Raw genomic sequence first — 14,816 nt, forward strand, 5'->3', positions numbered from 1 at the left:
GGGTCGAAGTTCCCCGGCAACGATCGGGGAGCCGGCACGCCAATCACAAGACGGAGGAACGATCAAATGCGTGGCTTGATGCAAGACTGGCCTTTGCTGTGTCATCGGATCATCGATCATGCGGCCCAAGTCCACGGCGAGCGCGAGGTCGTGACCAGATCAGTCGAAGGTCCCATCCACCGCACCAATTACGCCGAAATTCGTACCCGTGCCCTGAAGGTCGCACAGCGTCTCGACCGCGAGGGCATCAAGATGGGCGACCGCGTCGCCACCATCGCGTGGAACACGTGGCGGCACCTGGAAACGTGGTACGGCATCATGGGCATCGGCGCCATCTGCCACACCGTCAATCCACGTCTATTCCCGGATCAGATCGCGTGGATCATCAACCATGCGCAAGATCGCATCGTGATGACCGACCTCACCTTCGTCCCGATCCTCGAGAAACTCGCCGACCAGCTGCCATCAGTAGAGCGCTACATCATCTACACCGACAAGGCACACATGCCGCAGACCACGCTGAAAAACGCCGTGGCCTATGAGGACTGGATCGCTGAGGTCGACGGCAACTTCAAATGGAAGGAGTTCGACGAGAACACCGCAGCGGCGATGTGCTACACATCGGGAACAACAGGCGATCCGAAGGGCGTGCTGTATTCTCACCGCTCCAACGTGATGCACGCGCTGATGGCCAATACCGGTGACTCGCTCGGCGCCAATGCCGCCGACACCATGCTGCCGGTAGTCCCGCTGTTCCATGCCAATAGCTGGGGCATCGCGTTCTCCGCGCCGTCGATGGGCACCAAGCTCGTGCTGCCAGGCGCCAAGATGGACGGCGCTTCGATCTACGAATTGCTCTCCACCGAGAGGGTGACGCATACCGCGGGCGTGCCGACGGTATGGCTGATGCTGCTCAACTACATGTCGCAGAACAATCTGAAACTGCCCGACCTGCGCATGGTGGTATGCGGCGGATCGGCGATGCCGCGCTCGATGATCAAGGCGTTCGTCGATATGGGCATCGGTGCACGTCATGCCTGGGGCATGACCGAAATGAGCCCGATCGGCACGCTGGCCGCGTTGAAGCCGCCGTTCGACCAGCTCGAAGGCGACGAGCGGCTGGATATCCTGCAGACCCAGGGCTATCCGCCGTTCGGCGTCCAGATGAAGATCACCGACGACGCCGGCAAGAACCTGCCATGGGACGGCAAGACCTTCGGCCGTCTCAAGGTGCGCGGCCCGTCAGTATCATCAGCTTATTTCCGCGTCGAGGACGAGATCCTCGACGAGGAAGGCTATTTCGACACCGGCGACGTCGCGACCATCGACGCCCATGGCTATATGCGGATCACCGACCGCTCCAAGGACGTCATCAAGTCCGGCGGCGAATGGATCTCGTCGATCGATCTGGAAAACCTTGCCGTCGGTCATCCGCAGGTGGCGGAAGCCGCCGTCATCGGCGTCTATCATCCGAAGTGGGACGAGCGCCCGCTGCTGATCGTACAACTGAAGCAGGATCAAACCGCCACGCGCGAAGACATCCTGAAATATATGGATGGCAAGATCGCCAAGTGGTGGATGCCGGACGATGTGGTGTTCGTCGATGCGATCCCGCACACGGCCACCGGCAAGATCCTGAAGACCGCCCTGCGCGATCAGTTCAAGACGTATAGCCTGCCGACGGCGGCGGCTTAGCTGACAAGAGCGACAGCGTTCCTAACCTCTCCCCGCCCTTCGCGGGGAGAGGTCGACCGGCGAAGCCGGTCGGGTGAGGGGCATGGCACATGCGTGGCCACATTCGCATTGCCAACAGATCGCGCGAATTACGCGCCAACTCCACCGACGCCGAAACGAAACTGTGGAATCGTCTGCGCAACAGGCAGATTGCCGGCTGCAAATTTATTCGCCAAGAGCCGATCGTGCGATATATCTGCGACTTCGTTTGTCGGGAGAAGATGATCGTTATCGAGGTCGATGGCGGGCAGCATCTGGAGTCGCAACGGGACGCCATGCGCGATCGATATCTGCGCGAGCAAGGTTATTGCGTGCTTCGCTTCTGGAACAACGATGTGCTGTCAAATATCGAAGGCGTGCTGTCGCTCATCGATGAGGAATTGCGCAAGACCTCGGATTGATCCGAACCGATAGATTGCGTGCGTTGAAGCAGCGTGCTTGGCCCCTCACCCGCGCGCCAGGTGCGCGCGACCTCTCCCCGCAAAGGGCGGGGAGAGGTTAAAGAGAGCCTCAGCCGTTGAGCGCAGCCTTGACCAGACCGCTGGCCTTGCCGAAGTCCATCTGGCCGGCATATTTCGCTTTCAGCGCGGCGATCACCTTGCCCATGTCTTTCATGCCGGCCGCACCGGTCGCTGCGATCTCGGCTGCGATGGCGGACTTGGTCTCGTCCTCCGACATCTGCTGCGGCAGATAGGCGGAGATGATCGCGATTTCCTCGCGCTCCTGGGTCGCGAGCTCCGCGCGGCCGCCCTTGTCATAGAGCTCCACCGATTCCTGGCGCTGCTTGATCATCTTCTGCAGCAGGCTCAGCAGGTCGGCATCCGACAGCGGCGGCTTGCTCTGGCCGCGCGCTTCGATATCGGCATTCTTGATGGTCGAATTGACCATGCGAAGCGTCGAAAGCTTGCGCTCGTCCTTGGCCCGCATGGCGTCCTTGACGGCGTTGTTGATGTCATCGCGCAGCATCTGCGTCTCCTCTTGCGGCCGCCAATCGCAGCGCCGGAACTCGGTTGGCCCCGATCTAAGCGTTTTAAGGGGTATGCACAACTGCACCCGCCAATTCTCGGGGACGCCGCCCGGAGCTATTGCCCGACCTACTGCCCAAACCTATTGCCGATGGCTGGAGCTGAAATCCTCCACGCCTGCAGATAGCGGCCCGGGCGCGCCGGCTCCAGCGACGTATGGCAGAACCATCAACGCCGATATGGTGGCCGGAATACCGGCATGGCCCCATAGCCGGGGCTGAACCTCGAAATCAAACCTGACGTGCCGCGGCTCGAGCATCGCGACCTTGCCCATCCACATCAGGCAATCGCTATCTGTCGCAAAGCACATCGAAGCCCACCCCTTCTGCAGCGTCGTCGCGCGCGGCATGCCCCAAGTGTACTGGAACTGGAACGGGCGGCTGTAGACGGGATGGTCAGGGCTGTAAAAGGCCGTCGCGAATGCCAGTCCGTCGTCGCCACTGATCCGTGGCATCGGCCGGCCTGTCATCTGGTGCCACCGGTCAGTCAGCTCTTGAGCGGCCAGCCGATAGTAAGTCCGCTCGTTAGGATTGATGCTGTTGCGGTAAATCGCATGGATCGGAGCAGCCACAACGGTTGCGATGATGGCGATGCCGGCAACGAACACCACCATATTGACCACATACAGGCGTTCGAGCGTGAAGCGGGCACCGCAGACGATCAAAACGGCAGGCAGGAACAAGCCCTGGAGCGCCCATAGCGAAGGCATGTCGGTGCCAAGCGTGACGGTTGTCATAACGGGCAGCAGCACGGTGCCGATAAACACCCAGAACAGCAGCAGCAATCCTGGACCCATGGCACGGAAATCGGCCGAAAAGTACTTCAGGCGCAGCTCGGCCGATAAAACCCAGACAATGGCCGGGAGCGCCAGCGTCGCCGCGAGACCGAGCAAAAACATGCTGGCTTCGATCAGTGACTGACCGAAGTCGATGCCGCCGTGAACCTGCATGGCATAGGTGAACGGCGCAGCACCGGTCGTCACGAGCCAATGGATGTGCGGCCCAAGGACAATGAGCCCGGCAAGTGTCGAGACCCACGGTGCCCAGGACCTGAAATAGACCGCCCGCTGCGGATGCACGATCGCTGCCAGCGCGAAGCTGGCGATCAGGAAGATCGAATAATATTTGCCGAGCATCGCCAGCGCGGACAGGACGCCGGCGGCGGCAGCCCAGCCGATAGCGCGCGTTTCAAAGGAGCGCAGGAAGCAATAGGTCGCCAGCGGCCAGACCGCGAGCAGCACCGTGTTCGCGTTGAAGCGCTGGGCATGGAACTGGTAGGCCGGAAGCAGCATCAGCAGCAGCAGCACGACGGCTCGCGAATCGCCGCGCACGAAGCGGCGCGCAATCAGATCGACGGCCCAGAGCGCCACCGCGGCATTGGTCATCGACAGCAACTGGAACGACCAGTCGGTCAGCGGGAAAACCAGCGTCCACAGCCGCGCGACCCAGCCCATCAAGGGCGGATGTTTGGGATTACCCCATGCGAATTCGCGCCCAAGCGTCCAGGTTTCCAGCGCATCCGCATGTAGATCGCCGCTCTGATAGGCGATCACCAGAAACAGCAGCCAGATTCCCGCGAAGCCGACGATCAGCACAGGAATCGTCCAGCCCTTCTCGATCCCATCGAGGAAGGTCAGAAAAGGCCTGCGCCATCGCGCAGGCGCGACGGCCGAGCGCGCGGCCATCTTGGCGAAATAGTCCAACTGCACTGAAATATCCGGAAATACGGGAAGTCGTAGCTTGCTACCGGCGAAAGTGAGTTCCGGCAAGCATCCGTAATTATAATTAGTTGATTTTACATCTCATTCTGCAAATTACGCGCTATCGGCGTGCAGGTTTCGCCGGACAACCGGAACACCACAATTCTGCCAGATAAGATATTATTCCTTAATGAAGCTCTGTCCGGGCCCATTGATCGGGCAAAGCGCCGATTGCGAACCTGCCAGGCCATGGTTGACGTGTGAATCCGGCCTTTCCGGCTTTGACGGCGGCGGATGCGCGGACTATGTAGTCCCCTCATGACCCCCTCAGAAACATCTTCAGCCTGGCCGGACCACAAACCGACCGCGCTCCTCGTGCTCGCCGATGGCACCGTGCTGGAGGGCTTCGGCCTCGGCGCGGAAGGCCAGGCCGTGGGCGAAGTCTGCTTCAACACGGCGATGACCGGTTATGAGGAAATCCTCACCGATCCATCCTATGCCGGGCAGCTGATCACCTTCACCTTCCCGCATATTGGCAATGTCGGCACCAACGACGAGGATATCGAGACGGTGAACATGGCGGCGACGCCAGGCGCCCGCGGCGTGATCCTGCGCTCGGCGATCACCGACCCGTCGAATTACCGCTCTTCCCGGCATCTCGACGCCTGGCTGAAGGCCCGCGGCATCATCGGCATTTCCGGCATCGACACCCGCGCCCTGACCGCGCTGATCCGCAACAAGGGCATGCCCAATGCGGTGCTTGTGCATGCGAAGGACGGCCAATTCGACCTGCATGGCCTGAAGGAAGAAGCGCGCGAATGGCCGGGTCTCGAAGGCATGGACCTGGTGCCGATGGTGACGTCGGCCCAGCGCTTCACGTGGGACGAGACTCCCTGGGAATGGGAAAAGGGCTTCGGCCGCCAGACCACCCCTGAATTCAACGTCGTCGCTATCGATTACGGCATCAAGCGCAACATCCTGCGCCTGCTGGCCGGCGAAGGCTGCAAGGTCACGGTCGTTCCAGCCACGACTTCGGCCGAAGAGATCATGGCGCTGAAGCCGGACGGTGTGTTCCTGTCGAATGGCCCAGGCGATCCCGCCGAGACCGGCAAATATGCCGTGCCTGTCATCAAGCAGGTGATCGATTCCGGCGTGCCCACATTCGGCATCTGCCTCGGTCACCAGATGCTCGGCCTTGCAGTGGGCGCCAAGACCAAGAAGATGCATCAGGGCCATCACGGCGCCAATCATCCGGTCAAGGACGAGACCACCGGCAAGGTGGAAATCACCTCGATGAACCACGGCTTCGCGGTGGATGAAGCGACGCTGCCCAAGGGCGCGACGCAGACCCATATCTCGCTGTTCGACGGATCCAATTGCGGCATCCAGCTCGACGGCAAGCCGGTATTCTCGGTGCAGTATCACCCGGAGGCTTCCCCCGGTCCGCGCGACTCGCACTACTTGTTCAAGCGGTTCGCGGATTTGATGCGGGCGAACAAGGCGTCGTAGCTCTCATTTCAGTTTGCGGAATCAAGACGCCATGGCCGGGATCATCCCGGCCATTTTCGTTCTGGACGCAGAGAAGATGACACACGGCGCCACCTTTTGTATGATGATCATCATCAAAATTGCCGGGAATGATCCATGACCGACGCACCCACACCCCGTTACGACGTCGTGCCCACCAGCCTGATGGCCTCGATGTCCGGGCTCGATTTCGTGCGCAAGATGTTCGCCGGCGAGCTGCCGCAGCCGCCGATCATGGAGAATGTCGAGCCGTTCGACTCGACCGCAGAACCTGGCGTTGTCGTGTTTCACAGCGTCCCCGGCTTCCGGCACTACAATCCGATCGGCTCGGTGCACGGCGGTTACGCCGCGATCCTGCTGGATTCGGCGATGGGACTGGCTGTGCATTCGATGCTGCCTGTCGGCACCGGCTACACCACGCTGGAATTCAAGATCAGCTTCATCCGCGGGATGAGCAAGGATTCTGGCGCCGTTCGCACCGAAGGCAAGACGCTGAATGTCGGCCGCCGAGCCGCCACCGCCGAAGCGCGCATCACGGATTCCAAGGGCCGACTCATCGCCCATGCCACCACGACGTGTCTGGTGTTCGAGATTCCGAAGGACGCGGCCTGACCTGGAGCCCGCGGGCACTCTGACGGAAATTCGACACGTCACGGCCTGACAGCGGGAGTTTCGCTTGCCATGCCCCGCGCGCGCGACATCAGGTAGAGCTCAAGCTCGACCATCTCAGGCGCGTCGGCGCTATAAGGCTGCGCCCGCACGCCGATCATGCAATTGCGCAGGCGGCGCTTGAGAGAGCCAAGCCCCTGCCACTCCAGCCGATAGACGGGATAGCCCGTTGGATGGGCCTGCGTGATCGCGGAGCCGGCGAGACGTTTGTCCCAGTTGTCGTCGTGACAGTTCGTGCATGCCAGATTCAACTGCCCCTGACGCCGCATGAAGGCATCGCGGCCTTTGTCGATGAATGCTTGCAGACGTGAATCGGCGCCCGTCTCGATCGGCATCCCCTGTGATTGCCGGCCGATCAATGCGGTCAGCGCCAGCAGATCACGGCTTTCATCGGCGAGCGGCGGCAATTGTTGATGATCGACACGGCAGAGATTGACGCGCTGTTCGAGATCGACCGGGCGATTGAGCTTGTCATCGAATGCCGGGTATCGCACAGCGACGCCGCGCATGCTGCTGGCATCACCGTGGCAATCCGCGCAAGCACGGCCGGCAACAGGCTTTCGGGTCCACAGCGCCTCGCCATCCAGCACCCCCAGCATGCCGGGATTGGCCGTGGCGTCGTTCTGCATGGCCTGGGTTTCGACGGACATGAAACTGGCACCGGAGCGTCGTTCGCCCGGCGCGATCTCCGCCGCTTCGATAAGCGACGTGAAGGCGACGGTTGCCAGCAACGACAGGCTGATATTTCGCAGTCGCCTCATGTGACCGTGATGCTGGCCGACGCAGTTTCCTGAAATCCGTTGTCGCCGATCCATTGGAATTCGAATTTTCCGCTCTCGGTGGCGACCGTAAAGAAGGAGATGAAAGGATTGGCGGAGAACGCGGGAAACAGATCGGCCCGGAACACTTCCTCGCCATTATAGCGGCAGGTGAAATTGGTGATGATGTTGCGCGGGATAACCTCGCCGGTCACGGTATGGCGAAAGCCGGTCTCCATGATGTGGGACATCAGCGTCTTGATCTCGATGATGTCGCCACGCTTGGCCGTAGACGGAACGTTGATCAGCGCGGACGCCATCAGGTTGCCTCCTCGGTACATGCGGCGAGCGTGACCACGACGTCGGCGGTCGCCGACCAGAACGAACCATCGGAGAGTTTCGCGATGGCCGTCAGTGTCTGCGTGTCGGCGAGCCGGATGCGCGTCGATATCTGCGCACGGCCTGCACGTGGGGAGATATAGAAATTACCGACATTGGGCTGCGGGTTCTTCTCGTTGAAAATGTGGATACTGACCACGTGATCCGCATCACTCATCGGACTCGTCACCGTGACCGTGAGCGGCACCGTGTTGCCGTTCTCGACCAGCGGCGGGACGTCGAGCTTCACTTTGCCGGGGCGCACGCCGGCGCCGTTGACGATATCGCGGATGGCCGCCTTCATGGTGTCCGGCGTCGCATGGGCCGGGCCGACATGCACGAGTGACACCGCGCCGAGCGCTGCGCCGCCGGCGGTCGCCAGGAACTGGCGACGCGTCGTTCGATCGGGCTCAGCCATGGATTGCTTTCGTCATGATGGGTTCTGCAGCGTTGTCAGGTAAGCGACGACGTCCTCGATTTGTTGCGCCGACAGGATCGGCTTGCCAAGCCATGCGTCACCGACACGCTGCAAGTCATCTACACGATAATAGGACGGCATGATGGTCGCGGCATTGAGGCGGGAGGCATCCACCAGCCGCAGCCGCAACTGGCCTTCCGACCAGCGGCTGCCGGTGCCGGCAAGGCTTGGCGCAAGATCGCCCTGGAATCTCTGTTCGGTAAATGGACCGCTGTGACAGAGCAGGCACGTATAGATCCGGTTGACGACGATCGCCCTGCCCGCCGATGCGTCACCAACCGCGCCCGCCAAGGGGAGCGGAATCGCATCGCCAACCACCGCATAAGGGACAAGTTCACCCGCGCGGACCGGAGCAGTCAGCAGCAGCGTCGCCACGCTCGCCGACAACAGTGTCGATGCGCGGCGGCGACTAACCAAAGACCTCTGCTCCGATCGTCTCGAACCAGGACCGTGCATAGATCGCTTCGCGGGCCCGGACATCACGTGGCGCATCCAGCGGACTCGTACCGCCCGCGCCTTCGATATCCGCAAACAGGCCGTTGCGGGGCTGGTAGACGCCCGCGATGGAAATGCCGTAGTCGGGCGCGACTAGGCTGTAGCAAGTGTTGATCAGCTTCGGCGACGTCGGCGTCGCCCCCGCCAGCAACGCCACGATCGCGCCGGCACAGGTCTTCGCCTGCGCATTCGCCGAGAATGCAGATTTGGGCATGGCACCGGCAATGCAGGCATCGCCGATCACATGGATGTTCGGCACCTGTGTGGACTCGAGGCTGACGGGATTGATCGGACACCAGCCGGATTTATCGGTGACGCCGGCAATCTCCGCGATGCGTCCGGCGCGCTGCGGTGGAATGACATTGGCCACCTGAACGTGATGTGTCGCGAAATCGGTCACCAGCGTATTGGTCGCCGGATCGACCGACGTGACCTTGCCGCCCTGCGACAGCGCGACCCATTCGATCAATCCCGGATACAGCTCCTGCCACGCGGCCTGAAACAGCCGCTGCTTCGAGAACGCGTCTTTCGAGTCGAGAATGATGAGCTTCGACCGCGGCTTGCGAGTCTTGAGGTAGTGCGCAATCAGGCTCGCGCGCTCGTACGGGCCCGGCGGACACCTAAAGGGGTTGGCGGGAACGACGATCGCAACCACGCCGCCATCGTCCATCGCTTCCAACTGGCGTCGCAGCAGCAGCGTCTGCTCACCGGCCTTCCAGGCATGCGGCATGCGCGACGCTGCAGACTCGTCATAGCCCGGTAGCGCATCGAAGCGCAGATCGATTCCGGGCGACAGAACCAGCCGGTCGTAGCGCAACGTCGATCCATCGGCGAGACCGATCGTGCGCGCCTGCGGGTCGATCGTCCGCGCCATTTGCGCGACGACTTTGATGCCGGCGGCAGCGGTTTTCTCGTAGGCGAATTGCTGGGCTTCAATGGCGCGGTCGCCGGCGATGACCTCATTACTGAATGGGCACGCGACATATTGGCGATCGGCCGTCACCAGCGTGACATCCAGCGACGGATCGAGCTGCCGAAGCGCGCGGGCGCAACTGGCGCCACCGAAGCCGCCGCCGATTACAACGACCCGCGCAGGCGATTGCGCCAGGCTTGGCGATGCCAGCGCAAGGGATGCCGTCGCGGCAGCGGCAGTGCGAAGAAACTCCCGTCGTGAGGTATGATTTTTGTGGGTCATGCTATTTCTGCGTTGCCAGCCAGGCCGCAATCGACCCGATTTCGTCTTCGGAGAAGCCCTTGGCGATCCGCGTCATCACCGTGGCCGGCATCGATCCATTGCGAAAGGCCAGCAATGTGGAGCGCGTCGCATCGGCATCGCGCCCATAGATGTTCGGGATGGCCTGCGATGTCGCCGCATGGCAGCCGGAGCACGACGCCGCGCCAGGCGGCAGCGCCGATGCCGCCCGGACCGGCGCCGCCGAGGCGACGATCAGCCCGATCGCAAGTGAGGTACGCAGTGCCTTCATGAGCGAAATCCAGTGATGGGCAGCAAGCATGGCGACGCGTCGGTTACGCAAAGATGATGTCGTGATTCTTCAGCGGCACGGAACGGATGCGCTTGCCGGTCGCGGCAAAATAGGCATTCAGCACGGCCGGCGCGGCCACGCAGATCGTCGGTTCGCCGACGCCGCCCCAGAAGCCGCCCGATGGCATCAGGATCGACTCGACCTTCGGCATCTCCTTCATGGTCATCGACTGATAGGTGTCGAAGTTTTCCTGCTCGATGCGACCACCCTTCACAGTGCATTCGCCATAGAACAGTGCCGAGAGGCCATAGACGAACGAGCCGGCGATCTGTCGATCGATCTGCCAAGGATTCACCGCGTAACCGGGATCCGTGGCGGCAACGATGCGATGGATCTTGATCTTGTTGCCGCCCGTCACCGAAATTTCCGTCGCGGCCGCGACATAGCTGCCGAAGCCCATGTGCTGGCAGATGCCGCGGAACACGCCTTGCGGCGCCGGCGTCGTCCAGCCGATCCTCTCTGCGACGGCATTGAGCACCGCGAGATGCTTCGGATGCTTGGTCATCAGCTTGCGGCGGAATTCGAGCGGATCCTGACCGACCGAATGCGCGAGCTCATCCATGAAGCTCTCAAGATAGATCGCATTCTGGTTGACGTTGACGCCGCGCCAGAAGCCCGGCGGCACATGCGGATTGCGCATGGAATGGTCGATCAGCAAATTCGGAACGGTGTAGCCGATCGCTGCCTCACCGCTGGCATTCAGACCCTGGAAAGTGACGGGATCCATCCCGTTCTGCATACCCTCGGGACGCACACTGGCCAGGATCGACTGGCCTGAGATCCGCATGTGCAAACCGATCAGATTGTTATCGACATCGAAGGCGCCGACCAGCTTGCTTTGCGTAATCGGATGATAGCGGCCGTGCAGCATGTCTTCTTCGCGCGACCACATCAGCTTGATCGGCGTACCGGGCATCTGCTTGGCGATGGCCACCGCCTGACGGACGTAATCGGTCATGCCGCGCCGACCGAAGCCGCCGCCCGGCATGATCTTGTAGACCTCGCATTTGTCGCTCGGCAGGCCTGACGCTTCGACTGCGGCCGCAAACACGGCTTCGCCGTTCTGCGTCCCGGTCCAGACCTCGCACTTCTCTGGCGTATAGAGCACCGTCGCGTTCATCGGCTCCATGGTGGCGTGGTTCTGATAGGGATAGGCGTAGACCGCTTCCACCGTCTTCGCAGCACCCGCAAACGCTGCTTTGACATCGCCAGCCTTGTTGCCGACAAAAGCGGGCTGCGCAGCGTCCAGGCCTTCCTGCAGCCACTTGCCGATGGACTCGCTGGACACGCTGGCGTTCTTGCCATCGTCCCAGACGACTGGCATCGCCTCCAGCGCCGACTTGGCGTGCCACCACGTATCGGCGACCACAGCCACGGCACTCTCGCCGACGCGCACGACCTTCTTGACGCCTTTCATGCCAAGGATCTTGCTGTCGTCGAAGCTCTTCAGCGTGCCGCCGAACACCGGGCAATCCTTGATCGCGGCATTCAGCATTCCCGGCAGCTTGATATCGGCGCCGTAGACCATCTTGCCGTTGGTTTTCTCGACCGTATCGAGCCGCTTCAGCGGTTTGCCGGCGATGGTCCAGTCCTTGGGATCCTTCAGCTTGACGTCGGCCGGCGGCTGCAGCTTGGCGGCCGCTTCCGCGACCTTGCCGTAAGTGATGGTGCGCCCCGACGGGACATGGGTGATGACGCCCTTGCTGGTGGCACATTCCGACACGGGCGCGGCCCACTCATTGGCAGCAGCCTGGATCAGCATCAGGCGCGCAGCCGCGCCGCCTTTGCGGACGTATTCATGCGAAGTGCGAACTCCGCGGCTGCCGCCGGTGGAAAAGTCCCCCCAGATGCGCTTGCGTGCGACACTTTGCCCGGGCGTAGGATATTCCGTCGTCACCTTGGACCAGTCGCATTCAAGTTCTTCAGCGACCAATTGCGCCAGACCCGTGAGCGTTCCCTGCCCCATCTCGGACCGCGCGATACGCACGACAACGGTCTCATCAGGCCGGATCACCACCCAGGCATTGACCTCAGGCGTACCATCGGCCGCATAGACTGCGGTCGGCCCGCCAAAGGGAATACCGAGCGCGAGGCCACTGCCGATAGCAGCAGTTCCCAGGACAAACGAACGGCGATTGAGTTGCGGAGCATGACCCATGACCATCTTCCTCAAGCGCTTGCAGCGGCGTGAATCGCTTCACGGACCTGCTGGAACGTGCCGCAACGGCAGATATTGGTGATGGCGAGGTCGATATCCTCATCGGTCGGCTGCGGCACTGTCTCCAGCAGCGCTGCAACTGCCATGATCATGCCGCTCTGGCAGTAACCACATTGCGGCACATCATGATCGATCCAGGCCTGCTGCACCTTGTGCACGGCCCCCTCGGACGCAAGGCCCTCGATCGTCGTGATCTGCTTTCCGATCGCCTCACTGAGCGCCATGCTGCAGGAACGGACCTGCTGGCCATCGACATGAACGGTGCAGGCGCCGCATTGGGCGACGCCACATCCGTATTTTGTCCCTGTCAGCCCGGCATTTTCGCGGATCGCCCATAGCAATGGCGTGTCCGGTTCTGCATCGATCTCGTAGGTTCGTCCATTGATCGTGAGGCTTGCCATCGCATTTCCCCGGGTCGTGGCGCATATCGCCGTTGCAGCAACCTCCCCTGAAACTGGAAGAATTCCAAATCAAATGTTTGGTGACTGCGGCGCCCGAAGATTCCAGCGATGTCCCTGCCTTGCTGACGTCACAGTTACGTCACGCGGGATTTTCTGTTTGCTGACGCTCTATCACCGCGGGTCGAACACAATGCGATCATGCAAGGAAACCGCCTGAGATTGCCATTGGCAAAACCGGGCACCGCCGTGTGCAGAACATCGCCGATTCGCTGTCGCGATTTACTTGGTGAGAGTTGCGCGGAACACGGGATGATAGCCGTGCGCCGCTCGACGCGCTGTGGCCGGGTTGGTAAGCCCTCTCTACAAGGAGACCTGAGTCGAGACATGACCGTTGCGATCGAGATGGGGCATACGACGTCAGGCGCCCCGGCGGCTCTGGACCTTGAGGAACTGCTGGCGACGCGTCTGCTCGTACAGGGCAATTCGGGTTCCGGAAAATCGCATCTGCTGCGCCGGCTGCTCGAACAGAGCGCCCCATGGGTGCAACAAACCATCATCGACCCTGAAGGCGATTTCGTCTCGCTGGCGGAGCGATTCGGTCATCTGGTGATCGATGCCGAGGCGCATACCGAACGCGGGTTGCAGGTGGCCGGCGAGCGCGCGCGCATGCACCGCGTCTCCACAGTGCTCAATCTCGAAGGGCTGGATGCCGAGAATCAAATGCGCCGCGCCGCCGCCTTTCTGGGCGGGCTGTTCGACGCGCCTCGCGACCATTGGTATCCGATGCTCGTGGTGGTGGACGAGGCACAGCTGTTCGCCCCGGCCGTTGCCGGCGAGGTGTCCGACGAAGCGCGCAAACTATCGCTCGGCGCCATGACCAACCTGATGTGCCGCGGCCGCAAACGTGGCCTTGCCGGCGTCATCGCGACACAGCGACTGGCGAAGCTCGCCAAGAATGTCGCGGCCGAAGCATCGAATTTCCTGATGGGCCGCACCTTCCTCGATATCGATATGGCACGCGCCGCCGATCTTCTCGGCATGGAGCGACGGCAGGCCGAATCCTTCCGCGACCTCGAGCGCGGCCAGTTCATGGCGCTGGGTCCCGCCCTCTCCCGTCGTCCGCTGGGCCTGCGCATCGGTGTCACCGAAACAAGTCCGCGCAATGCGACCCCACGCCTGATACCGCTGCCGGAAGCGACACTCGACGACGTCCGCGCCACGATTCTCGCAGCGCCCCCGCCGGAGCCGGTCCGGCCGCAGCGCCGCGCACCGTCATCGCCGGATCTGCTTGGCCAGCTCATGGCGGCGAAGTCCGCAGCGCTGGAAATTCGGCCGGACGTGGCGGAGACGCCGATCAGCGCCGAGGAACTGGCGGAGCGGCGCATGCGCGTCGACCGCGTGTTGCAGGCCCTGATGGCGGAGCCCGATGCAGGCTTCCGGGTGGTCGGCGTGCTCTATCAGGAATTCGTGGTCCGCTGCCGCATCGAGGGTCTCGGTGCCGCCGTGCCGGACCTCGACGACTTCCGCCGCATGCTGACCCGCGCCCGCGCCGGGCTCGGCTCCGACATGACCAACGATGACGGCTGGCAAGACGTCTCGGTCCGCGCCTCGATTCTGCCGGAGGATATGCAGGGCGTTTTCATGATGATCGCCCGCGCCGCCAAGGAAGGCTGGCCCTGCCCAAGCAATGCCGCGATCGCCCGCGCCTACGGCTCGCATTCGCTACGCCGCGCACAGCGCCTGCTGAACTATATCGAGGAGCAAGGTCTCATCGTGTGCCAGCTTGATGGCGCCGGTCGGCGCATCGTGACGCTCGTTGAACTGGCCTGGGCGACGGCACCCGGCGATCCCAATGCCGAGGAAGCTGCGGCCGAGCAGGCCTGAGCCGTT

General features: G+C 62.2%; 15 protein-coding genes. 5 read left to right on the forward strand and 10 right to left on the reverse strand.

Going from position 1 to position 14,816, the window contains the following annotated elements:
* Nucleotides 1–66: 66 nt before the first annotated feature.
* Nucleotides 67–1,695: a fatty-acid--CoA ligase gene (locus AB8A50_RS14350; protein ID WP_093756872.1), complete on the forward strand. Its 1,629-nt coding sequence runs from the start codon at nt 67–69 to the stop codon at nt 1,693–1,695.
* An 89-nt stretch (nt 1,696–1,784) separates the two neighbouring features.
* On the forward strand, nt 1,785–2,135 hold the full coding sequence (locus tag AB8A50_RS14355) for an endonuclease domain-containing protein (RefSeq protein ID WP_439078090.1): 351 nt from the start codon (nt 1,785–1,787) through the stop codon (nt 2,133–2,135).
* A 109-nt stretch (nt 2,136–2,244) separates the two neighbouring features.
* On the opposite strand, the gene AB8A50_RS14360 is transcribed toward AB8A50_RS14355, so the two are convergent.
* Nucleotides 2,245–2,700, reverse strand: a complete 456-nt coding sequence (locus AB8A50_RS14360) for a GatB/YqeY domain-containing protein (RefSeq protein WP_089265497.1) — start codon at nt 2,698–2,700, stop codon at nt 2,245–2,247.
* A gap of 141 nt (nt 2,701–2,841) precedes the next feature.
* The gene (locus AB8A50_RS14365) at nt 2,842–4,467 is read right to left on the reverse strand and encodes a glycosyltransferase family 39 protein (RefSeq protein WP_439078091.1); all 1,626 of its coding nucleotides are present in this window, start codon (nt 4,465–4,467) and stop codon (nt 2,842–2,844) included.
* Between the two features lie 309 nt (nt 4,468–4,776).
* On the opposite strand from AB8A50_RS14365, the gene carA reads away from it, so the two are divergent.
* Both carA and AB8A50_RS14375 read left to right on the forward strand, forming a co-directional pair.
* Nucleotides 4,777–5,967, forward strand: coding sequence for a glutamine-hydrolyzing carbamoyl-phosphate synthase small subunit (gene carA, locus AB8A50_RS14370; RefSeq protein ID WP_439078093.1), 1,191 nt, complete (start codon nt 4,777–4,779; stop codon nt 5,965–5,967).
* A 135-nt stretch (nt 5,968–6,102) separates the two neighbouring features.
* Nucleotides 6,103–6,597, forward strand: coding sequence for a PaaI family thioesterase (locus AB8A50_RS14375; protein WP_439078095.1), 495 nt, complete (start codon nt 6,103–6,105; stop codon nt 6,595–6,597).
* 38 nt (nt 6,598–6,635) lie between these two features.
* Here AB8A50_RS14375 and soxA read toward each other — a convergent pair whose 3' ends face one another.
* From soxA to AB8A50_RS14415, 8 genes are read right to left on the reverse strand one after another with little or no spacing between them, the layout of a single operon-like run.
* A complete protein-coding gene (soxA, locus tag AB8A50_RS14380; RefSeq protein ID WP_093756876.1) occupies nt 6,636–7,415 on the reverse strand; it encodes a sulfur oxidation c-type cytochrome SoxA in 780 nt (259 codons plus the stop codon).
* A complete protein-coding gene (gene soxZ / locus AB8A50_RS14385) occupies nt 7,412–7,732 on the reverse strand; it encodes a thiosulfate oxidation carrier complex protein SoxZ (RefSeq protein ID WP_439078097.1) in 321 nt (106 codons plus the stop codon). The genes soxA and soxZ overlap by 4 nt, the downstream gene beginning before the upstream one ends.
* Nucleotides 7,732–8,208, reverse strand: a complete 477-nt coding sequence (locus AB8A50_RS14390) for a SoxY-related AACIE arm protein (protein ID WP_439072746.1) — start codon at nt 8,206–8,208, stop codon at nt 7,732–7,734. Before AB8A50_RS14390 ends, soxZ begins: the two co-directional genes overlap by 1 nt.
* Before the next feature lie 12 nt (nt 8,209–8,220).
* Complete coding sequence (gene soxX / locus AB8A50_RS14395; protein WP_439078099.1) at nt 8,221–8,685, reverse strand: sulfur oxidation c-type cytochrome SoxX; 465 nt, start codon at nt 8,683–8,685, stop codon at nt 8,221–8,223.
* A complete protein-coding gene (locus AB8A50_RS14400) occupies nt 8,678–9,958 on the reverse strand; it encodes an FCSD flavin-binding domain-containing protein (protein ID WP_439078100.1) in 1,281 nt (426 codons plus the stop codon). The genes soxX and AB8A50_RS14400 overlap by 8 nt, the downstream gene beginning before the upstream one ends.
* 1 nt (nt 9,959) lies before the next feature.
* On the reverse strand, nt 9,960–10,247 hold the full coding sequence (locus AB8A50_RS14405) for a c-type cytochrome (RefSeq protein ID WP_439078101.1): 288 nt from the start codon (nt 10,245–10,247) through the stop codon (nt 9,960–9,962).
* Nucleotides 10,248–10,290: 43 nt separating this feature from the next.
* Nucleotides 10,291–12,465 carry a molybdopterin cofactor-binding domain-containing protein gene (locus AB8A50_RS14410; RefSeq protein ID WP_439078102.1) on the reverse strand — a complete coding sequence of 725 codons (2,175 nt, stop codon included), beginning with the start codon at nt 12,463–12,465 and terminating at the stop codon, nt 10,291–10,293.
* 11 nt (nt 12,466–12,476) lie between these two features.
* Nucleotides 12,477–12,926, reverse strand: coding sequence for a (2Fe-2S)-binding protein (locus AB8A50_RS14415; RefSeq protein WP_093756882.1), 450 nt, complete (start codon nt 12,924–12,926; stop codon nt 12,477–12,479).
* A gap of 384 nt (nt 12,927–13,310) precedes the next feature.
* Between AB8A50_RS14415 and AB8A50_RS14420 the strand changes: the two genes are divergently transcribed.
* The gene (locus AB8A50_RS14420; RefSeq protein WP_439078103.1) at nt 13,311–14,810 is read left to right on the forward strand and encodes a helicase HerA domain-containing protein; all 1,500 of its coding nucleotides are present in this window, start codon (nt 13,311–13,313) and stop codon (nt 14,808–14,810) included.
* Nucleotides 14,811–14,816 lie beyond the last annotated feature (6 nt).

Source organism: Tardiphaga sp. 841_E9_N1_2 (assembly GCF_051811065.1).
Taxonomy (GTDB): Bacteria; Pseudomonadota; Alphaproteobacteria; order Rhizobiales; family Xanthobacteraceae; genus Tardiphaga; species Tardiphaga robiniae.

Excerpts from the sequence above, each read along its gene's own strand:
- AB8A50_RS14350 (WP_093756872.1), top strand. The coding sequence starts at position 67 with ATGCGTGGCTTGATGCAAGACTGGCCTTTGCTGTGTCATCGGATCATC.
- AB8A50_RS14355 (WP_439078090.1), top strand. The coding sequence starts at position 1,785 with ATGCGTGGCCACATTCGCATTGCCAACAGATCGCGCGAATTACGCGCC.
- AB8A50_RS14360 (WP_089265497.1), bottom strand. The coding sequence starts at position 2,700 with ATGCTGCGCGATGACATCAACAACGCCGTCAAGGACGCCATGCGGGCC.
- carA (WP_439078093.1), top strand. The coding sequence starts at position 4,777 with ATGACCCCCTCAGAAACATCTTCAGCCTGGCCGGACCACAAACCGACC.
- AB8A50_RS14375 (WP_439078095.1), top strand. The coding sequence starts at position 6,103 with ATGACCGACGCACCCACACCCCGTTACGACGTCGTGCCCACCAGCCTG.
- soxA (WP_093756876.1), bottom strand. The coding sequence starts at position 7,415 with ATGAGGCGACTGCGAAATATCAGCCTGTCGTTGCTGGCAACCGTCGCC.
- soxZ (WP_439078097.1), bottom strand. The coding sequence starts at position 7,732 with ATGGCGTCCGCGCTGATCAACGTTCCGTCTACGGCCAAGCGTGGCGAC.
- AB8A50_RS14390 (WP_439072746.1), bottom strand. The coding sequence starts at position 8,208 with ATGGCTGAGCCCGATCGAACGACGCGTCGCCAGTTCCTGGCGACCGCC.
- AB8A50_RS14400 (WP_439078100.1), bottom strand. The coding sequence starts at position 9,958 with ATGACCCACAAAAATCATACCTCACGACGGGAGTTTCTTCGCACTGCC.
- AB8A50_RS14405 (WP_439078101.1), bottom strand. The coding sequence starts at position 10,247 with ATGAAGGCACTGCGTACCTCACTTGCGATCGGGCTGATCGTCGCCTCG.
- AB8A50_RS14410 (WP_439078102.1), bottom strand. The coding sequence starts at position 12,465 with ATGGGTCATGCTCCGCAACTCAATCGCCGTTCGTTTGTCCTGGGAACT.
- AB8A50_RS14415 (WP_093756882.1), bottom strand. The coding sequence starts at position 12,926 with ATGGCAAGCCTCACGATCAATGGACGAACCTACGAGATCGATGCAGAA.
- AB8A50_RS14420 (WP_439078103.1), top strand. The coding sequence starts at position 13,311 with ATGACCGTTGCGATCGAGATGGGGCATACGACGTCAGGCGCCCCGGCG.